The sequence below is a fragment of the Methanobrevibacter millerae genome (assembly GCF_001477655.1).
GTDB classification, from domain to species: Archaea; Methanobacteriota; Methanobacteria; order Methanobacteriales; family Methanobacteriaceae; genus Methanocatella; species Methanocatella millerae_A.
On sequence record NZ_CP011266.1, the window covers coordinates 970797 to 992610 of the forward strand.

Genomic DNA, 21814 nt, shown 5'->3' on the forward strand with positions numbered 1-21814 from the left:
CACCTACAGTTCGAAGTTCCAAATTTCATCGCCGACAAAATGCTTTGTTTCGATTGCCTTTCCGGAGTCATTTTCAACCATTTCTTCACCGGTTATTAGACTCACTCCGATTGCCAATGGCTTGTGGTGTGTTTCATCTACAATCAAAACAATGTCTCTAGGTTCTATTCCCTCATCTGCAGCTACAATTCCCGGACTCATAATGTCTGCACCGTTTGTCACGAAGCGTACTGCTCCCATATCTACTGTAACGGTTTTGCCGTCAATTGCATTAGCTAAAGCTGCTTTGAGTGTTGGAAATGCTTTTTCATCAATAATTATGATATAAGGTTCACCATCAACTAATATAAACGAATTCGGTTCAGCCTCTAGAATTTCAACATTCTTTTTGTTTTCAAGAAGGCTACCATAATCTCCTAATTCATTTTTTATCTGTTTTATCTTTTTCTTTTTTAAGAAATTTCTTTTTTTAACTTTAATTGCCATGGTTTATTTCCTTTTCAATTGATTAATAATAATATTATTTTATAAATTAATAAATTTTTTTCTAAACGAATATCTTGAATCTCTGTAATATACATTGTCATAGTTTATTTCATGATTGAATTCTGTATTCATGTATGGGGGTCTTTGCTTGCATACTTCAGAATATTTGTTGCATTTTTTGTAATCAGATGTCTTATGCTGCGGTTTATCAGATTTTTTTTCTTATTTGAATATCTTATGTCTGGAAGCTGCTTCAGGTAGTATCTGTGCAGCACCGTGTGGTAATGGGGTTCCTTTCTGAAGTATAGCTTGTTTTTTTCTATCATCTCTTCGGTAATCTTGTTGAAATGCTTTGGTATTATGCCTTTTTTGGATTTGAGGTATGTTTCTTTTGTCAGTGGTTCTCCATAGATTTCATAGTAGTTGAAATCGGTAAAATACAGTGCTGTACTGATTACTGTTTTTCCGACATGGGGCTTGTCATAGCAGTTCGATAGAATGTAGGTTAGGAGTTTCATATATTCATTTTTGTCAAAATGCATAGTGTTTTATTGTTTGAAATCATATATTTAAAAGAAAAGTGCAAGAGAGCATTTGATAACTAATTATTTGCTAAAAATACTAACATTTATATATTAGTATGATTATATAATTTATTATTAGTTTTAATTAGGTTTTGTCTTATCTTAACTTGATTATATTATTTCTAATACAAGCAATTGTTTTATATGGTTGCTTTTTAAAAAACTTTTAAAAAATACAATTAATGGTAATATAAGGTGATATAATGAGCGGACAAAATGTTCAAAGACCACTTGATGCATTAGGAAAATCTATCGATGCTCCAGTTTTAATAAAACTCAAAGGAGACCGTGAATTTAGAGGTATACTCAAAAGCTTCGATTTACACATGAATTTAGTTTTAAACGATGCTGAAGAGTTACAAGATGGAGAAGTTACTAGAAGATTAGGTGTTGTCCTCATCAGAGGAGACAATATTGTTTATATTTCACCATAAATATTATTCAATAATTGTTTAAGCTAACTATAGATTAATAATAAAAATAATGGAGGAGGTGTATCAATGGCAAAGGGAACTCCATCAATGGGTAAAAAGAATAAAAAGACCCATATTAGATGTAGAAGATGTGGTAAAAACACTTATCACATACGTAAAAAAGTTTGTGCTTCTTGCGGATTTGGTAGATCCAGTAAATTAAGGAGATACAGCTGGCAAAATAAAAAACCAACTACTAGACAAAGATTAGTTTAAGTTGGTGTAAAATTATTGGAGATTATTAAATTAATCTTCACAAAACCACTTTTTTTAGATATCATCACTAAATTTTTAGGCATGGTTAAATTTATATACTCGTTTTATCTTATTTTTATTTAACTTTTGAGGTGTATATCATGTCTCAATTAGATGATTTAGCACAAAAAGAAAATGTTAATTTGGATGAATGTATTGTATTTACAAAAGACAGCGGCGATTTTTTAGCGGTCAACATCAAATATGTCGGCATCAAGCAAAGACAGGACAGATTGATGAGCGTTAACTTTTCAATGTCTCCAAAACAGGTAAAGCAGCTTGATGAATTTTTTTCTGATTTCAACAGCGGTGAGCTGTTTTTCTATGACATTTCCCAAACAGGTGCAATTCCTGTCAATTACCGGGGACTGTCTAATGTAAGCAAAAAGGTAAGTAACAATCCCGATGCAATATTTGAGGTTTCATTGATAATGCAGCAGGCAAGCAACATGCCTAAAGATAATTATCTTGAACCTACCTGTGACTGTTGCAGTCTAAAGCATATTCTCTAGAGGTTAATCTATGTACAGCGACGAAAACTACATTAAAATTACAAAAGTTAAGGACAACGAGTCTATTGAAATTCATCAAAACTATGTAAGGCTTCGTGAAAGTACTCATAACAAGCTCATGGCTTTTAATATCAAGGCACCTCTTTTTGAGACTGCAGAAATCGAAAGATTTTTTGACGGTTTCAATTCTTCCGAGAAGCTAAAGGTTAATATTGGTGGCACCGGAAGCTTTGGTGTTAATTTCAGAGGCATTATCGATGGCAAGGAAAAGAACTTTTCTCAAAATCAGGACCATATTATTCTTTTGCTTGAAGAGTATTACTGTCCAACAAAAGAAGATTTAAAGAATTTTAAAAGAGTTTCAAAATTCATGCCGAGAGGCTATTTTAACTAACTCTTTTTATAATTCATCTTCTACTGCATCCCAAAAATCCTGTGCCCAACTTTTTTGAGCATCAATTACCAGATCCAATAATCTTACTTTACCGTCTCTGAATCTAAAGAGTCTATAATCGATTTGAGGTTTTTTAGCTGTTCCTTCTTTATTGCAGTCAAGATATATTCCTTCCATGTATTCTTCTTCAAAGTCCCCTGCTTTTACAAAATCTCCTACAAGGGAGTATCCGTTTGTTACACTTTTGTCAAGTTCTTCTATTGTTTTTAACCATCCGCCTTGAGCTCTAAATTTCATGTCAGGGTCTATTTTTGTTATTTCTTCTTTCCAATTTAAAATCATTTTACCAAATCCTTAGTTGATTTTTTTGTATGAATACTATATAAGCAAAGAGATAGAGCATTTGACAAGTAATATATCACAATTGTTATATATGATGAAGTTTATATAAATTAAAAGTCATAATTATTTATTATTATATAAATAATATGTCTGGGCTTAACATGAATTTATTTGAAAAATTTGGTATAGAACCAAATAATGAAGACTATTATAAAATGGCCTTCATGCATGGTTCATACGCAACAGTACATGGAATCAAATATGATTATGAACGTTTGGAGTTTTTAGGTGATTCTATATTGAATATGTTAGTTTCCGAGTATCTATATAAAAAGTATCCAAAATATGGCGAAGGAAAACTAACCAAGCTTCGAGCAAACTTTGTATGTCAGACAGCATTGATTCATTATTCTCATGATTTGGGATTAAAGGATTATCTCAAGGTATCTGTTGATGAAATGAATTTGACTGATAATGAAGTCTTGTCAATAACTTCAGATATATTTGAGTCATTTTTGGGAGCACTGTTCCTTGATCAGGGTTTTGCTTTCACTAAAAGATTCATAGCCAAAATCATATTTGTATATATTGATGAGGAAAAGGTGTTCTTCCACGATTACAAATCAAAAATCAAGGAATACTGTGATTCTCATGAAATGAAAATAAGATATGAACTCCTTGAAGAACATGGAGTTCCCCATGATAAAACTTTTGTCATGGCCATTTATCTTGATAATGAAGAGATGGGTATTGGAAAAGGAAAGAATAAAAAAGAAGCCGAGCAATCTGCTGCAAAAGAAGCAATAATGAATTTAACTATGATTAGGTGATTTTAATGGATAAGGATTCAGTAGGTATTGTTGAGACAAAATTTTTAAACATAGATTATCCATTTGTATTGGAAAGCGGAAAGTCTCTTGACAATATTACTGTAGCTTATGAAACTTACGGAGAATTAAACAAGGAAAAGAACAATGCTATATTGATATGTCACGCATTGACTGGGGATGCTCACGCGGCAGGCTGGCACAATGGAGACAGAAAGCCTGGCTGGTGGGAAATGATTATCGGTCCGGGAAAAGTATTGGACAGTGAAAAATACTTCATAATCTGTTCTAATGTATTGGGTGGATGTAAAGGAACGACAGGTCCTAGTTCAATCAATCCAAAGACTGGTCATGAATATGGTCTTGAATTTCCGGTCATAACCATTAAGGACATGGTTGATGTTCAAAAGGCATTGGTTGATTCATTTGACATTCATCAGTTGTATGCAGTTATTGGAGGATCAATGGGTGGTATGCAGGTTCTTCAATGGGTTGTATCCTATCCTGAAATGATGAAAAAGGCAATTCCGTTGGCTACAACTGCAAGATCTTCTCCTCAGCAAATCGCATTCAATGAAGTAGGTCGCCAGTCAATATTTTCAGACCCTAACTGGAATGAGGGCAATTACTATGGTACTGGAAAATCTCCTAAAAACGGATTGTCTGTAGCTCGTATGATAGCTCATATCACATATTTGAGTGATGAGTCAATGTATCTTAAATTTGGACGTGACTTGCAGGATAAGGATGAAATAAGCTATGACTTATCTATGGATTTCCAGGTTGAAAGTTATTTGCATCACCAGGGTGAAAGCTTTGTAAAGCGTTTTGATGCAAACAGCTATTTGTATATTACAAAGGCAGTTGACCTGTTTGATTTGTCTGTGGACAACTCTGTAATTGAAGGATTCAGAAATGTCAAATGTAAGCTGGAAGTTATATCCGTTGATTCAGATTGGCTATATCCGACTGAACAAAGTACTGAAATAGTTGCCGCACTCAATGCAAATGATGTGGAAGTGTCATTTTCTGAAATTAAATCCAATTATGGTCATGATGCATTTCTTCTTGAAAAGGGTCAGCTAAATTATCTGTTGTCTAAATTCCTTTCTGATAATATTGTTGCAGATTTGATGACAACTGATGTCACGACAATCAGAGAAGAGGATAACGTTAAGACTGCCGCTAAATTGATGCTTGAGCAGAACGTAACCCACCTGCCTGTTGTCACTGATGACAATAAGCTGATAGGTATTGTTACCAGCTGGGATTTGTCAAAATCAATTGCAACAAACAGTGAAAATCTAAAGGACATAATGACAAAGACTGTCAAGTTCTGTCGCTCAAGCGATTCAATTGAAGATATTTCAAGAATGATGCGCAAATATGACATTTCATGTTTGCCTGTCGTTGATGAGAATTTTGTTGTTGAAGGAATGATAACTACCGATCAGATCAATAACATGTTTTCATAACTCTTTTTTTATTAATTTTTTAAGGTGTTTAGTATTATCTCCAGAAGAGACAAGTTTTTATATGGGTGTAAGAGTGCCATTCCTATAGCATTCGGGTATATTCCAATGGGCATAGGTTATGCTGCGTTGGCCTTAAAGGCAGGATTTAATCCCTTTCAGACTGTTTCATTCTCCATTCTGGTTTATGCTGGTGCCGGAGAAATAATTGGTGCGACAATGGTGGCAAATGGAGCCACTGCAATAGCCATCATACTGACTAACTTTGTCGTTAACTTAAGGTATATGGTAATGAACACTGCAGTATACAACAAGATGACTGAAAACTCCCTTGCCATTAATGTATTGTCTGCTCATTTAGTTACAGATGAATCATTTGCCCTGTTTTCATTTGAAAAGGAATCATCATCATGGTTCTATATTGGTCTTGCATTGACTTCATGGCTTTCATGGATTTTGGGTGCTGTCATAGGAGTGTTTGTGCTGGACTTTTTGCCGGTGATAGTTACTAACAGTTTCAACATTTCATTATATGCACTATTTATTGCTATTCTTGTCCCCGCTGTTAAGAACAATAAGCGTCTGGGTTTGCTAGTTGTAATAACTGCGATATTGAATGTAATATTGCAGTTTGTTGTAGGCAACTGGTCATTGATTTTATCAACCCTTATCGGTGCGTTGATTGGAATGTATATTGTTGACGATTCATTCATGGAGGCATCAAATGATTGATATTAACATAGTCATATTGGGATGCGCTCTTGTAACATTCATTCCACGTCTGATTCCGGCAATTTTTGTCGATAAGTTGAATTTCGGACCGAAAGTTGAAAAATTCCTGAATCTGATTCCATATACCGCCCTTGCTGCCCTGATTTGTCCTGGAGTACTGACAGTTGACAATCAGTTATGGTATATCGGTTTGATTGGTGCGGTTGTTGCAGCAGGCCTATCCTGGAAAAAGGTCCCGCTTGGTGCTATCGTAATATTGACTGTGGTTATTTTAGTGACGGTTTATTCTATTATTCCCATGATTTAGCTTCAAGTTTCATGGCGATTTCATTGAAGATTTCGCCTAAATAGTTTTCATTCTGCATTTCAGTGTAATATCTGAAGCCCAGTTTTTCTAAAACTTTTTTTGACCGGATATTTTCAGTTCTATATGTTGCGTATATTGTTTTAAGATCCAAATCATTGAAAACATGTTCAATTAATGCTTTTGATGATTCTGTGGCATAACCGTTTCCCCAGTACTCCTCAGCTATCCAGTATCCAAGTTCGGCTGAGCCTTCACCCCACCAGTGATTTGTGTCCGGATGAAACAGAAGTCCCACACACCCTATCGGAATGTCATTTTTGATTATTGCATAGGTTTCTCTTTTGGAAAAGACTGTTTTAATAATATTTAAACTGTCATCTATACTTTCATGTGGAGGCCATCCTGCTATCGGACCAACATTAGGATTTTTTGCAAAATGAAATAGGCATTTTGCATCAGATTCCATCCATGGCCTTAATGTTAGACGGCTTGTTTTCAATATCATTGTTGATACTTTTTTAAATTAAATTATTAAAGTTTATTCAATACTATAATATAACCTATTAAGTGATAATATGAGTTGCTGGAAATATTGGCCTAAAATTGAAGAAATCGCTTCAAAGTTGGAAAGTTATGGAATAGATGAAATAGGTGATTTGGGCAGTGTTGATTTAAGTGAAATAACTTCTCTTCTTGATGAGATAGAAGTTATAGCTCATGATGAAACAATAGATTTTGATTCTGCAAAACACATTCTGGATGATGAGAAAATGAATCAGGCACTTCCGCTAATCAGGAAATTCTATCTATATGTCGGTGCAAGACTGGAAACAGAAAATGCCATGGAAATAATTGAATCAGATGATCCGAAAGCTACTTTGGACACATTCCCTTTCTATGAAAGGTATCACGGTCTTCTTACTAACGAATCCAATGGCACATTGGCATGAAGATAAGACATTCGTATTTGTTGGAAGCGGACCATTGCCGTTAACTTTAATATTGTTTAGGGAAAAATTCGGATGCAAATGCATAGGCATTGAAATCCAGGAAGATGTGGCTGAACTGTCAAGGGAAGTTATTCAAAAATTAGGCCTGATGACGGAATAGAGATACTTGTCGGTGATGAAACGCTGCTGAAGGATATAGATTTTGATATTTTGGTGGTTGCGGCATTTGTTGAGCCAAAAGATAGGGTATTTTCCAATGTTTGGGAAATTGTCGATGAAAAGACTCCTGTTCTTGTCAGAACATACAGTGGTATGAGGGCAATCCTATATGCACCGCTAACCAATACGATTTTAAGAGGATTCCATAAGGAAGTAATGCTTCTTCCAATAGGAAATTCAAACAATACCAGTGTATTGCTTAGAAAAATAGTATAAAAAAGGGTTTTAAACCCTTAATCAATTGCTTTTTTCAGTGCCTGGTCGATGTCTTCAATCAGGTCACGAACATCTTCAATGCCGACAGACATTCTGATGAAATCAGGTGTGATTCCACTGTCTAGCTGTTCTTCTTCTGTCATGTTTGAGTGTGTTGTACTTGCAGGATGGATAACAAGAGTCTTTGCATCTGCAATGTTTGCAACATGGCTTAAAAGCTCAACGCTTTCAATGAATTTTTTACCTTCTTCGATTCCACCTTTAATGCCGAAGCTCACGATACAACCGTAATTGCCGTTAAGGTATTTTTCAGCCATCCCATGATTTTCATTGTCTTCAAGTCCAGGATAGTTAACCCAAGATACTGCTTCGTGGTCTTTTAAGAATTTAGCTATTTCTAAAGCGTTTTTACAGTGCTGATTGACTCTTAATGATAATGTCATGCAGCTTTGGATGATTAAAAATGCATTTAAAGGACTCATCACTGTTCCCAAATCCTTCATCAAATGAGCTCTTGCCTTCATGATGTATGCCTTTTCACCGAAGGCTTCAGAATATACCAGTCCGTGATATGATTCATCAGGTTCTGTAAACATTGGGAACTTGCCGTTTGTCCAGTCGAATTTTCCACCGTCAACAATCATACCTCCCATGCTTGTACCGTTACCTGATAGGAATTTGGTTGCTGAGTGAACGACAATGTCTGCGCCATGATCTATTGGCCTTACCATAGTGATTGCAGAAGTATTGTCTACAATTAATGGAATGTCGTTTTCATGAGCTATTTCAGATAATGCCTCAAAATCAGGAATGTCAAGCTGAGGATTACCTATTGATTCGCAGTATATTGCTTTTGTATTCTCATTTATTGCTTCGCGATAAGCATCAAGGTCATGGGTGTCTACAAAATTGACTTTAATTCCCCAGTTAGGCATTGTATTTTTAAATAGGGTGTATGTTCCACCATACAAATTGTTGGATGATACTATTTCATCACCGTTTCCGGCAATATTTAAGATAGATAGTAAAATGGCACTCATTCCCGTTGATTGGGTAAGTGCTGCCACACCATGTTCTATTGCAGCCACACGTTTTTCTAAAACTTCAGAGGTTGGGTTTGATATTCTTGTGTAAATATGTCCTTCTTCTTCCAAAGCATATAATTTTTTGGCTTTTTCTGCACTTTCAAATGCATATGAACTTGTATGATAAATTGGAGTTGCTCTTGCACCAGTAACTGGATCAGCCATTTCTCCAGCATGAACTTCTAATGTTCTTTCGTGAAATTTTTTCATATTTTAACCTCATTTGTATAATTAATAATACTATTTTAATCATTCATTGTTTTTATTTATATGGTACCAATTTAAAATCCTTGAGCATCTATTTCGTTGAAAGAACTTCTTGAGAATAACCATACTATCAAAGCTATTAATGAAATCAAACTTGCAGCCATCATCACATATGTCCATCCGCCCAATGACCATAAAAATGATGCCAATGCATTTCCAACAGCTCCAAATATGAAGTTGTTTACAACAAAAACAGTATTCAACCTACTTCTTTCTTCATTGGATAAATTGAACAGTCTTGTCTGGGTTAAAACAGATATTCCCTGTACAGCTACTGACAATATGGCAGCAATGATTACAATGGCGACAATCGAATCATAGAATATGAATCCACATATCATTGTAATGAAACTGATAATTATGAACCCTCCAAGTGCAGGCACGCTTAATCCCTTGTCCTGCAATTTTCCAATTCCCAATCCGAATGCTGCTGCAGTAAGTCCGGCCAAACTCACAAGTCCGATTTGAAATGTATCATAATTGAATGGGGATCCTGAGAGTAGGAATGTTAATGATGTCCAGAATATGTTGAATACCAAACCAAATATCAATCCGCTGTGCAGCAATATGTTTGGCAATGTATCATGTCTTTTAAATGTAGTAAATACACTGAATAAAAGTTTTTTATATGATTTGAGTTTGTTTTTTCTTGGAATTTTGGGCAATACATATATGATGATTAAAACCATAATCAGATTTAACGCTGCTGCAATCAGATATACTGATCTCCATCCCCACACTCCTGCAATGATTCCGCTTGCAAATCTTGAAAACAGTATACCTGTTGTTATTCCTGAGGATACGATACCTACGATATGTCCACGCTCTTCTTCTTTGCTCAAATCTCCTGCAAGTGGCAATATGATTTGTCCTGAAATTGTTACAAGCCCCATGCTAAAAAGGGACAATGACAATATTATAAATGAGGGGGATAATGCACAGGATATTAGTGCAATTACGGATAATATCATTACAATGCTTATCAATCTTTTTCTTTGAACAAAATCTCCCAATGGCACAATAAGCAATATTCCTATTGCATATCCAATCTGTGTTGCGGTAACTAATAATCCGCCGTTTGCTGCAGGAAGTCCAAAACCATTCATAATCTGAACAAGCAATGGCTGAGCCCAATACAGGTTACCTATTGCAAGACCAGAACATATTGCAAATAATACTGCCAAAAATTTAGTCATTTTAACTGTCTCATTATTCATGTTATCACTAATGCATATTATAAAAAATTTGATATTTAAATATGAAGTGGCATTAATGTCATCTATCACCAAAGATAAAAGTAAATACTTATATAACTATTAATATGGTTCTTGATTCAAAAAAGTTAGATTATTATGAAAGAAAATATGAACGCAACCCTCTTGAAGATATTACCAAGTATATTAGCAACAAATGGACATTGCATATTTTAAGGGATTTGTTTTTAGGCAAAAGTCATTTCAATGAATTTAAAGTTAACAGACCCTCTCTAGATAATAAATCATTATCCAGATGCCTTAAAACCATGCAGGAAAATGATTTGATTTATAAAACAAATGATGGTGATGATTCAAAAAATACACAATATTTCCTCACACAAAAAGGAAAGTCATTCAACAAGGTATTTTATGAATTGCTGCTTTTTGCAATAGATAATGATATTGACAATGAACATTATTCAGAGCACGCAAAAAAAGAATTAAGGGAAATATATAAAGAAATTTTAAGAATAGATTAAAATCTATTCCTGATTGCTTAAAAGAACTCCGCCAACACCAACATTGTCGAATTTCCTTTCATTGAACAGTACATAAATCATTTCAATTGGAAGTCCTGTAACTCTGGATGCGGATTCGCTGAATTCTTTTGCTAATATTTCTTTTTGCTCTTTAGTTAATTCACCTATATCAAAACTAATAACTGGCATTTTTTATCACCGGTTTAAAATTGATTAAAAGTAAATAAATAATTAATGTGGCATTAATGCCACTTATTTTAAATAATTTTTTAAATTATAATTTCAATAGTTATTACTATGTGTTCTATAGTAGGTCTTCAAGGAAAATTTAAAGGTAATGATTTAATTAAGATGTTGAAGGCATCCAAAAATCGTGGTCCTGACTCAACTGGCATTTATTTGGATAATGTTATTTCAAACATTGATTTGGATAATTTCAGTGATGACAATGATTATGATATTGCTTTGGGTCATAATCTGTTGGATGTTTATGATTTATATGACCGCAAATCCATGCCTCAGCCGGTTAGAAAGGACAATATGGTTCTGGTCTTGAATGGCGCATTATATAATTTCGCAACAATCCGCAATTTTTTAAGCAAGGTAGGTGTTGAGGATGAAATCAACTCAGATGCTGATGCTTTGCTTTATCTGATTGACTTTTACAACAGTGGAGATTTGCTTAAGGCAATCCAAATGTCACTGAAGCTTATTGACGGAGACTATGCATTTGCAGTATTTGACGGTGAAAACATGGCTCTTGTTCGCGATCCTTTAGGTGTAAAGCCGCTGTTTTATGCTGAAAGTGATGAATTGTGTGCTTTTGCCTCAGCTCGTGACAGCCTGTATGAACTTGGATTTGAAGAGATTCAAACATTATTGCCCGAGCATATACTTTTTAACTGGAATGATGTAGCTCCAGCGCAGGCAGTTTATGAAAAGATTATGGAAGTTGATGAAATTAAATTGAACAAGCTATTAAAGTTAAGTGTATCCAAAAGAGTTGAAGGATTAGACACCGTCGGTGTAATATTTTCTGGGGGTGTTGACAGTTCGATTTTAGCATCACTGCTGCAGGAGATATCATGCAACAAAAAGCTTGATATAACATTATATGCTGTTGGCTCAGAAGGCTCAAAAGACCTTGAAGCCGCAAAATATGCTGCCGAATATCTGGACCTTCCTTTAAAGACACAAATTGTAACCGAAGACCTGATAAAAGAACATGTCGGTGAAGTTGTCCATGCAATAGGTGATGATAACCTGATGAAGGTAGGTGTAGGCCTTACAACTTACTTTGCAACACGCATGATTCGTGAAGATGGCTTGAATGTGGCCATTTCCGGCCAGGGTGCCGACGAACTTTTCGGAGGGTATAACAGGTACCTTAAAAGTTATGAGGAAGGTACGCTTGATTTGGAAATTCGCGAAGACATATCCAACATGTATCATGTCAACCTTGAGAGGGATGATGCATGCGCAATGCTTAATTCAGTTGAGATAAGGCTGCCGTTTTTGGATAAGAAACTGGTTGAATATGCAATCAACCTTCCAATCAAAAATAAGGTATCCGGAACAGGAGATGTCTTGAGAAAGAATATCCTAAGAAAATTGGCATTCAATGAAGGATTGGATAAGGAAATAGCATACAGGCCTAAAAAGGCGGCGCAATACGGAACAGGCATTGACAAGATATTGAGAAAAAGAATAATCAAAGAAATGGATTTTTCTGAATTTGTAAATTGAATGGAAAATAACATATATTGATTAATTACTTTATGTTAATTATGAAAGCATCAGATTTACTCAATGAAATCAGGGAAAATTTAAAGGATTATCCTATTGAATATCTAAGAAACAAGGTTACGGACGACAGATACAAGGATCCTCTAACCAAAAAGCTTGCAAAATATAACTCAGAGGCATGGGATGAAATTTTTGCATTGGACATCACTGAAGACTATGATATCAAGGATGGTGTTGTTGAAAACTTTAAAAATGACATAGATTTTTATTTCGACACGTATGCTGGGGGAGATGAGGAAACCAGAGAATTTACAAAATACATTTCTCTTTATCTGGCATTGATGGCCAAAAGACCATTACATCCTGTTGGAGATAACCCTGCAAAGGATGAAGTCTTTTTGCAGAACGGTGAATATAAATGCAAAACAAGAATAGTCAGCATCAAGGATGAAAATTCCATGTGCAGATATTGCGTTTGTAAAAATGCTGGATTTTCTTTTGGATTTTAACATTCTTTAACTCAGGTGGTTTGGAATGGATAAGCAGGTTTTGGAAATGCTGGATGAGTTTTCAGATATTGCATCAAATGAAAAAAGCATATCTGCCAATTCTGTTTTGGAAATATTGAAGAATTATTCCTCAACAATATCAGTATTTGACATGATGGCCGTTAGCGCAGAGATAATGGAAGAAAACAAGTATGTTCAAGCAAATTATCGCGAAGAAAGCCAAAAGTCTTATGTCAAATCCTTTCTCTTGCGTTCAAAAGAGATTTTGGCAGATGCAAACGATTATGCTAAAGATATCAATAAGGATGATTTCATCGATGCAGTGGAGATTTTAAGGTCAAATCATATGAATGAAACCTCTGAATCCAAATCAAAATTTCCATTGGTTGCAATCATGGCTTCAATTTACACTACATTTATTTTAGAAGAGCCAATTCATCCGGTAGGCACTCCATTTCCTGGATCTTTAAAGGTTGAAAAGAAAGGTGATGTGTTTTTATGTCCGGTAAAGGATGCGAATATCGATACGCCAAATGCAGTCTGCAATATATGCCTTGCCGAGCAACTGGATTTTTAGATTTTACTTTTTTTATAAATATTTTCAATATATGATTGATAAAATTTTTAATATCAAATTATACACAACTTTTATATACTTTAATAACTAATATTAATATAGGGATTTTAATATCAATTCTTTTTTTAGGAGCTGATTGGATGTTTGAACTAGATACATATTTAAATTCTACTGATTTTACCAATTTGTGCTTGGCATTGGACTTTTTACCTGAAGATATTGATGAGATTAAACAAAAATCTGCTGAATTAACAGATGATATTGAAGATTCATTGGCATTAATTATCTATGACCACATTTTAAAGTATAGGGAAACTCCAAGTAGAGAATTCTGCCATAAATTTTATCTCTACAGGATGCTTCCGAGTAATTCATCATTTTCCAATAATGATCTGTTCTATCAGGTTTATATTAGGGACAATGATAGATGGACAGATTTAGAAAATAAGCTGAAAGCAGGAATGGAATCCGGAAAGCTCAACAGTGAATATTTCTTTGAAAAGGAGTATAATCAGGAATTGGATACGTTGTCAAAATCAAAAGTGGATGATGCTTATAAAGCCATTTATCTGCATGAAATTAATTATCTGGTTAATAATTATGATGATGAAATTAAAAAAACGATAATAACTGCGGCATTGAATAACTTTCTTTCAAATCCTTTGCTTTTCAATGATGTTAAAAGAGCATTTTATAAATTTATTCGGGGAGATATTGAAGTCGATGTCAAATATCTTGTTCGTGAAAATCAATTTCATCCCTATTCCATTATTAAAAACAAGACTATAGTCGGATATATTGACAGTTTAATTGCCAAATATGATGACAAATATGAAGCAGACTCAAGCGAATACATGCTTACCTATTATTCAGACATTAACTGGGATGATGCATTTTATGTAATGACCTGTGGTGATGGAGAAAACTTCAAGCATAGAAATGACCTTTCAAAAATTTTCATTGTCAAAAAGGAGTTGCTTGATGACTCAAAAGCTTTGATGCTTAATAAAAACTCCCCATTAATCGATGAGTTTGAGGATTATGTTGACGGAAGAATCGATATGTATCATATCAGTTTGGATGAACTTAATTTAATTGAAAATGATGATTTTAAGTTAACTGAAGCTTTTCACAATGATGATAAGACTACATGGCATATTATTGATGCTTTGGAGGATAATGATGAGTATAATCCAGATGATTTGTATGATGTAGTATCCAAAAAGCCACTATCCTGTGAATTTTTGGGATTGATATCATCTCTTAACCTGACAATTGATGATGCCTATGAAATTCAAGGGGATGTTAAATCAGGAATTGATGCAATGGATGCAATCATCAAAAGGATTTCAGGAAATGATATCTTAAAATCACAGGTTGATGCTTTAATAGATTTTAGGGAAATGGATAACTCGTATTCTGAAATATTATATGATTATATTTCAGATAAAGGTATCCTGAACAATGGACTTTGCCAATATTTGAATGATATGGTTGTTCCTAAAGTCATAGAAAAGCCGTTTTTGGATGAAGGCAAGTTTGCAGCCCCAAGATGGCTGGTCTATCCGGAATTGGACCCATATACTATCGGTTGGAGAATGGGATACGGTGAAGATTATGCAATGAATGAGCCATGGCATACTAGGGAGTTCTATGAATTATTCCCAAAACCTCAAAATTGGAAATTTGATTCAAGAAAATCTGATTTTGGAAGACTTCCTTTGCTTGGCTATTTGTGGAGAGATTACGGAAAGGCAAAATACTCACAAATTAGTGGGGATGTAATTGAGGTAAATGATTTCATTACATTTGAACAGAAGGACTTGGAATTTAGAAACAATCATTTCAGTTTCAAAAGCATTGAACATGCGGTTTTAGCTTCAAAATATGATCTGTTTAGCAAAGCTGATCCAATATATACTTCAGTAAATACATTAAAAAGAGGATTTTACCTTACAGATGAACAGACTGAATACTGGGAAGGTATAAAGTATACTGTTTTGTTGAATGCATGCTACTATAAGTTCATGTATGATGATTCACTTAAAAGAAAACTTCTTTATACTGGCGACAAGTCATTAGTGTATGTTTCAGAGGATGAATGGGGCGGTGAAGAGAATTTACTTGGATTTGCATTGATGGAGCTCAGGGATGAAATTCACAGATTGTATGAGCACGAGGATTTGATTGATTGGGAATACACCGAGTATTTAAAACATTTGAATCCTTATGAAAATCCGCAGAAAAGAAATCCGAATGATATGCAGTCTGGTGAGTATATGGTCATTGCATCAACTTTAAATCAGAGCAGTTTTTATGTTCGGGATTGCAATCTGTCTGATGAATTGGCCGATAAGTATGAAGTAGGTCAGATTTTAACTGAAAAGGCTTTTGTTGACGCTACAGATAAGATTGGGGGAATTTCTACAACACACCGTTATCTGATACTGTCCAATGGGATGGCTGATTTGTCACAGTTTGAAAAGGGCACCGATTGGGGAATACACACGGCAAATGCTAATTCAAAATTCAAGGTTTTGGATATCTATCGAAAACATGGTAAAACCCAAATATTCCTGCTTCAGCTTCCTGAAGGATTCGAGGAAGTGTTTACACTTTCAAACAATTTGATTAATCAGCGCATTGAATATTCAAGGAAATTGTTTGATAGCTGCTTATCTAAAGCGATTATAGAAGAAGTTAATTCTCATGATTGGCTTGAAAGAGTAAGCTTTCCATTGGGAATGGATGAAAATGGAAATTTCTTTTAATATATGACAATTAATGGTACTATATGAATAATATAGTATTTTTCTATTTTTATTTTTTCAAAACTTTTAAATACTTTCTTTAAATTAATTTATTATGGTTCTTATTTTATACAAGGTAAACTTTATACAAATAAGGTCATTTCAGTATTAAATGACTCAAAAAGGATTTCTTAACTTTTTAGCAATTTACATACTATTTTTAATTATTTTGGAGATTTTTTAATGAAAGTAGAACAATTAATTACAAATCCTAAAAAAAGTATAATTGGTTTAAGCATACCAATGATTCTATCATTGTTTCTGGCTATGATCAACAATCTGGCAGATGCCATGTGGGTATCCGGTCTTGGTGCTGATGCTCTTGCAGCTATAGGTATCGTAACGCCATTATTTATTATAATTATCGGTTTGGGTATTGGTTTGTCTGCAGGTGTAAATTCATCTGTAGCCCGTTTTATCGGTCAGGGAGATATGAAAAATGCAGGTAACAGCGCAACCCATGGTGTTGTTTTAAGTATTATCGTTAGTATTGTGATTCCAGGTTTGATTTTACTGTTTTTGGATCCACTATTGACAGCTATCGGTGGGGCAAATGTTTTGGGCCTTGCTCATGAGTATGGTGTCTGGATTATTGCCGGAGGATTTACAATAATCATTCAAAATATTTACTGTGGAATATTCCGGTCTGAGAATAAGGGAGTAAAAGCTACATTGCCTATTGGTGTTGCAGCAGCTTTAAACATTATATTGGATCCAATTTTTATATATAATTTGAACATGGGAGTTAGCGGTGCAGCTATTGCTACTGTTTTGGCAAATTTCATAGGTCTTTTGATGTATCTTTACTGGTCATATGTTAAAAAGGACAACACTATCGATGTTAAAAGTTATTCAACTGACAGGGCAATTTATAGGGACATCATCTCTGTTGGAGTCCCTGCAAGTATGGAACAGATTTTAATGTCACTCTTTTCAATGGTAATTAATGTAATTCTTGTTATGGTTGCAACTACAGATGCAGTTGCTGTTTATACCACTGTATGGAGATTAATCAGTATTGGTATAATGCTTCCTGTAGGTTTCGGAACAGGTGCAATCAGTGTATTCGGTGCATTGTTCGGAGCTAGAAAATCTGATTCAATAATGGATACCTTTAACTATCTCCATAAAATAGGATTCATCGGATGTATTGCAATGGGCATAATACTTGCTGTATTTTCACCATATTTGGCATTATTGTTTGGTGGTGCAGGCCTTACTCAGGAAATCACTGATGTTACTATTCTTTTGTGTCCATATGTAATTTTTGCAAGTTGGAGTATTATTTCTGGTTGCTCCTACAAAGTTTCGGACGTGGGGATTTAAGTTTAGCATTTACATTCTTTAAACAGATTGTATTAACATTAATATTCATTTTTATCTTTTTGACAATGTCACTTGGTGAAACCGGAGTTTATTTGGGTATTGTTGTTGCAAACTTTGTTGGAAGTTTGATACAGCTATTATTCACAAGGGATTATGTTAAAAAAATTCAGCAATATTTCTAGTTATTAAATAATAACTACTCTTTTTATTCTTTTTTTAGATATTATTCAAAAAATTTAATAATGTTTATAAAGAGATATATTATCACCAAAAAGGTGATAAAATATGTCAAAAAATGCAATAATTACTGGTGGATCTAGAGGAATCGGTAAAGCTATGGCTTTGAAATTAGGTGAACTTGGATACAATGTAGCTATAAACTACAGAAGTAACTCATCAAAACAATTGACTGAAGATTTGGTTGAAGAAATCAAATCAGAATACGGTGTAGAAGCTATTGCTGTACAGGCAGATGTAAGTGTTTTTGAAGACTGTAAAAAATTAGTAGAAGCAACAGTTGAAGCATTCGGTGAAGAAATTGATGCATTAGTCAACAATGCAGGTATTACAAACAACTGCAATTTCATTGACTTACAGCCTGAAGACTATGAAAGAGTTATAAATACAAATCTTGTAAGTATGATGCACATGTGCCACTTGACCCTGCCATACATGGTTGACCGTGAAACTTCAATTGTATGTACGGCTTCTGTCGGAGGATTGACTGGTGTAATCAACCAGGCAGATTACTGCGCTGCAAAAACTGGTGTAATAGGTTTATGTAGAGCTTTAGCTTTAGAATTTGCACCAAGAAAAGTCCGTGTCAATGCAATTGCTCCTGGAATGATTATGACGGACATGCTTAGGGGAGTAAATCAGGATGAATTGAATGCTCTTGCAGCAACAATCCCTCTCGGCAAAATAGGTGAAGTTGAAGAGATTGCTGGTGCACTAGAATACATCTTAAGTGCTGAGTATTTAACCGGTCAGGTAATTTCTCCTAACGGTGGTTTTGTTTTACAATAAGGTTAATTTTTTAACCTTAATTCTTTTTTTCAATTAATCTGAATCACATCAATAAAATCTGTATATATTATATATTCCAATGATTATATTGATTTTTAGGATATGATAATATGGATTATAATAAAATTATCATTTTGCTGATAGCATTGCTTGTTGTCATTCTTGTTGTTGGCGGAATTTTTCTGATGAATCCTTTAAAACAGAATTCCAAGCTGGAAATGATCAGTAATGGTACTGCTTATATTGACAGTTCTTTTTCAGTTAAGCTGATGGATTTTGAAAATAAGTCAATAGTTAATGGAAGCATTGATTTAACTATTTTAGATAATGCTCACAAAGTTGTTTTTAATCAGTCTGTAAAAACAAACAGGAATGGTGAAGCATCACTGCAGTTGGTTAATATTTCTGAAGGAAACTATACTGTTAAGATTACATTCAATGGAAATGACAGGTACAATAACTGTAGCTTAACTCATAATCTTGAGTTGAAAGACCATCATGTGGATGCAATATCAACTGATTCGGAAACATCTAATGTAGATTCCGGTGCATTTTACAGTGCACAGTCTGGAAGAACAATCTACACTGGTGAGATTCAATTGGCTCCTGATGATCATCACTGGAAGCATATGGGTAACAATCGCTGGGTAAGAATCGATTGAATTCTTACATTTTCTTTTTTTAATTATATAATATTGACTTGTTTTTATAAAAATTTATTTAAAACAATTTTATTTTATTAAATTATTAATATTCATGTTATAAAATCAAATAATATAAGTTCATATGCTTTTATTTTATTATTAAAGATTTTATTTGTAGAATTTTAAAATCAGTAATACAAAATTTTTTGAGGTATACTGATGACTGAATTCACTCAGGACAAAATATTTAAAAATGTTAATCAGGAGGATGCCCGGATATTGCTTAACATAATGGGTAAAAATTCTAAAAAAGTTAAAATTTGGACAAAAGAATTGCGATTACTTGATCCAAAGGATTATAAGCCAGATATTATTGTTGAGCTCGATAATGAAAATTTGATAATTGAGCTTCAAAGTACTAAAGTCAACGATGAATTTTCAAAAAGAGCATTGACATTTGTATCAATAACAAATAGAGACAAAGATAACGATAAGGAGGTGAACTTAATGGTATTAAGTTCAGCTGAAAATTCAAAAACAGTTCATTATAGATATAACTTTCAAAATGTTTTCAACTATGATGTAGTCGGATTGGAGGATTTGGATGTAAAACAAATTATAAATAATGTTGAACCTAAAATTATAAATAACGATAATATTATAGGTCATGATTTGGTATTGTATGCATTACTGCCAATAATTGACAGCAGGAATATGGAAAAACACATTAGGAGAGTTGTCAATAACTTATTAAAATTAAAATATATGACGATTTCTCTTAAAGAATTATCATTCGGTATTGAATGGTTAATAGTGGATAAATATGTATCTGATGAAGAAGAAAGAAATATATTGTGTGATTTGTTAGGTGATAAAATGAGTTTGATTCATGAATATGGTGAAAGAAAAGAACAGAAAGGTAGATTGGAAGGTATTGAGGAAGGTAGATTGGAAGGTATTGAGGAAGGTAGATTGGAAGGTATTGAGGAAGGTAGGTTAGAGGGTATTGAGGAAGGTAGATTGGAAGGTATTGAGGAAGGTAGGTTAGAGGGTATTAGGTCTATTATTTTAAAGTTTCATGATTCTGGTATGTTAGTTTCTGAAATTTCTGAAAGGTTGGGAATGAGTATTTCTGATGTAAATAAAATAATTAGTAAGGAATAATAATATTTAATTATTTTTTTGTTATTTATGGTTGATAAAATGAGTTTGATTCATGAATATGGTGAGAGAAAAGAACAGAAAGGTAGATTGAAAGGTATTGAGGAAGGTAGATTGGAAGGTATTGAGGAAGGTAGATTGGAAGGTATTGAGGAAGGTAGATTGGAAGGTATTGAGGAAGGTAGGTTAGAGGGTATTGAGGAAGGTAGGTTAGAGGGTATTAGGTCTATTATTTTAAAGTTTCATGATTCTGGTATGTTGGTTTGTGAAATTTCTGAAAGGTCTGGTATGAGCATTTCTGAGATAAATGATATGATTAAAAGTAATAATTAATTTTAGTTATAATTTTGAATACACCACATTTGTAACATTAATCTTCACATTTATATGTATTGAAAAATATATGTATATTTATTATTTATTATTAGGAGTTATATTTTATGTCAATTGAAAAAGATGCTGAAAAAATTATTGATGAATTTTCAAAAACTTTAGATAATATTCCTGATTCAGAAGAGACTTGGTATATTACTGATAACTTAAATTTAACTCGTGAAGATGTACCTCATGAGAAAAACCCTGAAAAGATTTTAAGAAATGCTCATATTGACAAGGATGGCAATCTTAAAGTTAAAAAGGCTGATTGGATATAATTTTAGGTGATTTATAATGAGAATGAACTTGGTTCTTGAACTTTTAGATGTTCCTGGACAATTAGTTTCTGTTTTGGAACCTATCAGTGGTCTTGGTGCTAATTTAGTGACTGTAATCCATAAAAGAGATTCAAAAAATGAAAAAGGTAAGATTCCTGTTCAGCTAACATTGGAAGGTGAACAAGAAAGTTTCAATCGTGTTATTAAAAGGTTCAGCGATTTGAACATTACTATTGTTGAAAAAGATGGTATTATCAATAAGGAATTTGTAAGTACTATATTGATTGGCCATATTGTTGATAGGGACGTTAGGGACACTACTGACAAGATCAATGCATTGGATGGTGTTTATGTAGTTGGATTTGATATTAAGTTAGATGGTGAGAAAAAATCTACTGCACTGATAAACTTGGAAGTGGACTACGGTAAAAAACAGTTTGCATTTGATGAAATAGCTAAAATAGCTATGGAAAAAGAATTACTCATGATTAATGAAGTTTAGTGAT

At 33.7% G+C, this 21814-nt stretch carries 27 protein-coding genes and 1 pseudogene; 21 read left to right on the plus strand and 7 right to left on the minus strand.

What is annotated here, in order from left to right; genetic code table 11:
* Window positions 1-3 precede the first annotated feature (3 nt).
* The gene (locus SM9_RS04290; RefSeq protein WP_058738965.1) at window positions 4-486 is read right to left on the minus strand and encodes an RNA-binding protein; all 483 of its coding nucleotides are present in this window, start codon (window positions 484-486) and stop codon (window positions 4-6) included.
* A 128-nt stretch (window positions 487-614) separates the two neighbouring features.
* Window positions 615-1028: a type II toxin-antitoxin system antitoxin SocA domain-containing protein gene (locus SM9_RS11655; protein WP_083495831.1), complete on the minus strand. Its 414-nt coding sequence runs from the start codon at window positions 1026-1028 to the stop codon at window positions 615-617.
* A 245-nt stretch (window positions 1029-1273) separates the two neighbouring features.
* Between SM9_RS11655 and SM9_RS04295 the strand changes: the two genes are divergently transcribed.
* The 4 genes from SM9_RS04295 to SM9_RS04310 all read left to right on the plus strand — a co-directional run bounded on the left by SM9_RS04295 (window position 1274) and on the right by SM9_RS04310 (window position 2704).
* Window positions 1274-1504, plus strand: coding sequence for an LSm family protein (locus tag SM9_RS04295; protein WP_058738966.1), 231 nt, complete (start codon window positions 1274-1276; stop codon window positions 1502-1504).
* A 66-nt stretch (window positions 1505-1570) separates the two neighbouring features.
* Window positions 1571-1759, plus strand: coding sequence for a 50S ribosomal protein L37e (locus SM9_RS04300; RefSeq protein WP_058738967.1), 189 nt, complete (start codon window positions 1571-1573; stop codon window positions 1757-1759).
* Between the two features lie 140 nt (window positions 1760-1899).
* Entirely contained in the window at window positions 1900-2310 is a 411-nt protein-coding gene (locus tag SM9_RS04305; protein ID WP_058738968.1) for a hypothetical protein, read from the plus strand.
* Between the two features lie 10 nt (window positions 2311-2320).
* Window positions 2321-2704: a hypothetical protein gene (locus tag SM9_RS04310; RefSeq protein ID WP_058738969.1), complete on the plus strand. Its 384-nt coding sequence runs from the start codon at window positions 2321-2323 to the stop codon at window positions 2702-2704.
* A gap of 6 nt (window positions 2705-2710) precedes the next feature.
* Here SM9_RS04310 and SM9_RS04315 read toward each other — a convergent pair whose 3' ends face one another.
* Window positions 2711-3046: a hypothetical protein gene (locus tag SM9_RS04315; protein ID WP_058738970.1), complete on the minus strand. Its 336-nt coding sequence runs from the start codon at window positions 3044-3046 to the stop codon at window positions 2711-2713.
* Window positions 3047-3207: 161 nt separating this feature from the next.
* Here SM9_RS04315 and rnc point away from each other — a divergent pair, with 161 nt between their 5' ends.
* Genes rnc through SM9_RS04335 form a run of 4 tightly spaced genes read left to right on the plus strand, consistent with a single transcriptional unit; the run spans window position 3208 to window position 6384 of the window.
* Window positions 3208-3876, plus strand: a complete 669-nt coding sequence (gene rnc / locus SM9_RS04320) for a ribonuclease III (protein WP_058738971.1) — start codon at window positions 3208-3210, stop codon at window positions 3874-3876.
* 5 nt (window positions 3877-3881) lie between these two features.
* Entirely contained in the window at window positions 3882-5348 is a 1467-nt protein-coding gene (metX, locus tag SM9_RS04325) for a homoserine O-acetyltransferase MetX (RefSeq protein WP_058738972.1), read from the plus strand.
* A gap of 24 nt (window positions 5349-5372) precedes the next feature.
* Window positions 5373-6077 carry an AzlC family ABC transporter permease gene (locus SM9_RS04330; RefSeq protein ID WP_269744797.1) on the plus strand — a complete coding sequence of 235 codons (705 nt, stop codon included), beginning with the start codon at window positions 5373-5375 and terminating at the stop codon, window positions 6075-6077.
* The gene (locus SM9_RS04335) at window positions 6070-6384 is read left to right on the plus strand and encodes an AzlD domain-containing protein (RefSeq protein WP_058738974.1); all 315 of its coding nucleotides are present in this window, start codon (window positions 6070-6072) and stop codon (window positions 6382-6384) included. Before SM9_RS04330 ends, SM9_RS04335 begins: the two co-directional genes overlap by 8 nt.
* Here the strand turns inward: SM9_RS04335 and SM9_RS04340 are convergent.
* Window positions 6368-6889: a GNAT family N-acetyltransferase gene (locus tag SM9_RS04340; protein WP_058738975.1), complete on the minus strand. Its 522-nt coding sequence runs from the start codon at window positions 6887-6889 to the stop codon at window positions 6368-6370. The genes SM9_RS04335 and SM9_RS04340 overlap by 17 nt on opposite strands.
* A 70-nt stretch (window positions 6890-6959) precedes the next feature.
* Here SM9_RS04340 and SM9_RS12545 point away from each other — a divergent pair.
* Window positions 6960-7769, plus strand: a pseudogene (locus SM9_RS12545) (nicotianamine synthase family protein).
* Between the two features lie 17 nt (window positions 7770-7786).
* Here SM9_RS12545 and SM9_RS04350 read toward each other — a convergent pair.
* Both SM9_RS04350 and SM9_RS04355 read right to left on the minus strand, forming a co-directional pair.
* Window positions 7787-9064, minus strand: coding sequence for an O-acetylhomoserine aminocarboxypropyltransferase/cysteine synthase family protein (locus SM9_RS04350; RefSeq protein WP_058738976.1), 1278 nt, complete (start codon window positions 9062-9064; stop codon window positions 7787-7789).
* Between the two features lie 71 nt (window positions 9065-9135).
* Complete coding sequence (locus SM9_RS04355) at window positions 9136-10338, minus strand: MFS transporter (RefSeq protein WP_058738977.1); 1203 nt, start codon at window positions 10336-10338, stop codon at window positions 9136-9138.
* A gap of 104 nt (window positions 10339-10442) precedes the next feature.
* Here SM9_RS04355 and SM9_RS04360 point away from each other — a divergent pair, with 104 nt between their 5' ends.
* The gene (locus SM9_RS04360; protein ID WP_058738978.1) at window positions 10443-10856 is read left to right on the plus strand and encodes a winged helix-turn-helix transcriptional regulator; all 414 of its coding nucleotides are present in this window, start codon (window positions 10443-10445) and stop codon (window positions 10854-10856) included.
* Between the two features lie 3 nt (window positions 10857-10859).
* Here SM9_RS04360 and dmpI read toward each other — a convergent pair whose 3' ends face one another.
* The gene (dmpI, locus tag SM9_RS04365) at window positions 10860-11045 is read right to left on the minus strand and encodes a 4-oxalocrotonate tautomerase DmpI (RefSeq protein WP_058738979.1); all 186 of its coding nucleotides are present in this window, start codon (window positions 11043-11045) and stop codon (window positions 10860-10862) included.
* A gap of 108 nt (window positions 11046-11153) precedes the next feature.
* Here dmpI and SM9_RS04370 point away from each other — a divergent pair, with 108 nt between their 5' ends.
* From SM9_RS04370 to SM9_RS04420, 11 genes are all read left to right on the plus strand, one after another.
* Window positions 11154-12602, plus strand: a complete 1449-nt coding sequence (locus tag SM9_RS04370) for an asparagine synthase-related protein (protein ID WP_058738980.1) — start codon at window positions 11154-11156, stop codon at window positions 12600-12602.
* Between the two features lie 41 nt (window positions 12603-12643).
* On the plus strand, window positions 12644-13111 hold the full coding sequence (locus tag SM9_RS04375) for a DUF2115 family protein (RefSeq protein WP_058738981.1): 468 nt from the start codon (window positions 12644-12646) through the stop codon (window positions 13109-13111).
* Window positions 13112-13136: 25 nt separating this feature from the next.
* Entirely contained in the window at window positions 13137-13688 is a 552-nt protein-coding gene (locus SM9_RS04380) for a DUF2115 family protein (protein WP_058738982.1), read from the plus strand.
* Window positions 13689-13828: 140 nt separating this feature from the next.
* Window positions 13829-16459, plus strand: a complete 2631-nt coding sequence (locus tag SM9_RS04385) for an NADAR domain-containing protein (protein ID WP_058738983.1) — start codon at window positions 13829-13831, stop codon at window positions 16457-16459.
* Window positions 16460-16681: 222 nt separating this feature from the next.
* The gene (locus SM9_RS04390; protein ID WP_058738984.1) at window positions 16682-17824 is read left to right on the plus strand and encodes an MATE family efflux transporter; all 1143 of its coding nucleotides are present in this window, start codon (window positions 16682-16684) and stop codon (window positions 17822-17824) included.
* Between the two features lie 285 nt (window positions 17825-18109).
* Window positions 18110-18850: a 3-oxoacyl-ACP reductase family protein gene (locus SM9_RS04395; RefSeq protein WP_058738985.1), complete on the plus strand. Its 741-nt coding sequence runs from the start codon at window positions 18110-18112 to the stop codon at window positions 18848-18850.
* 110 nt (window positions 18851-18960) lie between these two features.
* The gene (locus SM9_RS04400) at window positions 18961-19512 is read left to right on the plus strand and encodes an Ig-like domain-containing protein (protein WP_058738986.1); all 552 of its coding nucleotides are present in this window, start codon (window positions 18961-18963) and stop codon (window positions 19510-19512) included.
* Between the two features lie 201 nt (window positions 19513-19713).
* Entirely contained in the window at window positions 19714-20658 is a 945-nt protein-coding gene (locus SM9_RS04405; protein ID WP_058738987.1) for a FliH/SctL family protein, read from the plus strand.
* 27 nt (window positions 20659-20685) lie between these two features.
* On the plus strand, window positions 20686-20988 hold the full coding sequence (locus tag SM9_RS04410; RefSeq protein ID WP_198144434.1) for a FliH/SctL family protein: 303 nt from the start codon (window positions 20686-20688) through the stop codon (window positions 20986-20988).
* Window positions 20989-21095: 107 nt separating this feature from the next.
* Window positions 21096-21308, plus strand: coding sequence for an Asp-tRNA(Asn) amidotransferase subunit GatC (gene gatC / locus SM9_RS04415; protein ID WP_058738989.1), 213 nt, complete (start codon window positions 21096-21098; stop codon window positions 21306-21308).
* 16 nt (window positions 21309-21324) lie between these two features.
* Complete coding sequence (locus SM9_RS04420) at window positions 21325-21810, plus strand: hypothetical protein (protein ID WP_058738990.1); 486 nt, start codon at window positions 21325-21327, stop codon at window positions 21808-21810.
* Window positions 21811-21814 lie beyond the last annotated feature (4 nt).

Bases quoted from the DNA above. Each gene is read 5' to 3' on its own strand.
- SM9_RS04290 (WP_058738965.1), bottom strand. From the start codon at position 486: ATGGCAATTAAAGTTAAAAAAAGAAATTTCTTAAAAAAGAAAAAGATA.
- SM9_RS11655 (WP_083495831.1), bottom strand. From the start codon at position 1,028: ATGCATTTTGACAAAAATGAATATATGAAACTCCTAACCTACATTCTA.
- SM9_RS04295 (WP_058738966.1), top strand. From the start codon at position 1,274: ATGAGCGGACAAAATGTTCAAAGACCACTTGATGCATTAGGAAAATCT.
- SM9_RS04300 (WP_058738967.1), top strand. From the start codon at position 1,571: ATGGCAAAGGGAACTCCATCAATGGGTAAAAAGAATAAAAAGACCCAT.
- SM9_RS04305 (WP_058738968.1), top strand. From the start codon at position 1,900: ATGTCTCAATTAGATGATTTAGCACAAAAAGAAAATGTTAATTTGGAT.
- SM9_RS04310 (WP_058738969.1), top strand. From the start codon at position 2,321: ATGTACAGCGACGAAAACTACATTAAAATTACAAAAGTTAAGGACAAC.
- SM9_RS04315 (WP_058738970.1), bottom strand. From the start codon at position 3,046: ATGATTTTAAATTGGAAAGAAGAAATAACAAAAATAGACCCTGACATG.
- rnc (WP_058738971.1), top strand. From the start codon at position 3,208: ATGAATTTATTTGAAAAATTTGGTATAGAACCAAATAATGAAGACTAT.
- metX (WP_058738972.1), top strand. From the start codon at position 3,882: ATGGATAAGGATTCAGTAGGTATTGTTGAGACAAAATTTTTAAACATA.
- SM9_RS04335 (WP_058738974.1), top strand. From the start codon at position 6,070: ATGATTGATATTAACATAGTCATATTGGGATGCGCTCTTGTAACATTC.
- SM9_RS04340 (WP_058738975.1), bottom strand. From the start codon at position 6,889: ATGATATTGAAAACAAGCCGTCTAACATTAAGGCCATGGATGGAATCT.
- SM9_RS04350 (WP_058738976.1), bottom strand. From the start codon at position 9,064: ATGAAAAAATTTCACGAAAGAACATTAGAAGTTCATGCTGGAGAAATG.
- SM9_RS04355 (WP_058738977.1), bottom strand. From the start codon at position 10,338: ATGAATAATGAGACAGTTAAAATGACTAAATTTTTGGCAGTATTATTT.
- SM9_RS04360 (WP_058738978.1), top strand. From the start codon at position 10,443: ATGGTTCTTGATTCAAAAAAGTTAGATTATTATGAAAGAAAATATGAA.
- dmpI (WP_058738979.1), bottom strand. From the start codon at position 11,045: ATGCCAGTTATTAGTTTTGATATAGGTGAATTAACTAAAGAGCAAAAA.
- SM9_RS04370 (WP_058738980.1), top strand. From the start codon at position 11,154: ATGTGTTCTATAGTAGGTCTTCAAGGAAAATTTAAAGGTAATGATTTA.
- SM9_RS04375 (WP_058738981.1), top strand. From the start codon at position 12,644: ATGAAAGCATCAGATTTACTCAATGAAATCAGGGAAAATTTAAAGGAT.
- SM9_RS04380 (WP_058738982.1), top strand. From the start codon at position 13,137: ATGGATAAGCAGGTTTTGGAAATGCTGGATGAGTTTTCAGATATTGCA.
- SM9_RS04385 (WP_058738983.1), top strand. From the start codon at position 13,829: ATGTTTGAACTAGATACATATTTAAATTCTACTGATTTTACCAATTTG.
- SM9_RS04390 (WP_058738984.1), top strand. From the start codon at position 16,682: ATGAAAGTAGAACAATTAATTACAAATCCTAAAAAAAGTATAATTGGT.
- SM9_RS04395 (WP_058738985.1), top strand. From the start codon at position 18,110: ATGTCAAAAAATGCAATAATTACTGGTGGATCTAGAGGAATCGGTAAA.
- SM9_RS04400 (WP_058738986.1), top strand. From the start codon at position 18,961: ATGGATTATAATAAAATTATCATTTTGCTGATAGCATTGCTTGTTGTC.
- SM9_RS04405 (WP_058738987.1), top strand. From the start codon at position 19,714: ATGACTGAATTCACTCAGGACAAAATATTTAAAAATGTTAATCAGGAG.
- SM9_RS04410 (WP_198144434.1), top strand. From the start codon at position 20,686: ATGGTTGATAAAATGAGTTTGATTCATGAATATGGTGAGAGAAAAGAA.
- gatC (WP_058738989.1), top strand. From the start codon at position 21,096: ATGTCAATTGAAAAAGATGCTGAAAAAATTATTGATGAATTTTCAAAA.
- SM9_RS04420 (WP_058738990.1), top strand. From the start codon at position 21,325: ATGAGAATGAACTTGGTTCTTGAACTTTTAGATGTTCCTGGACAATTA.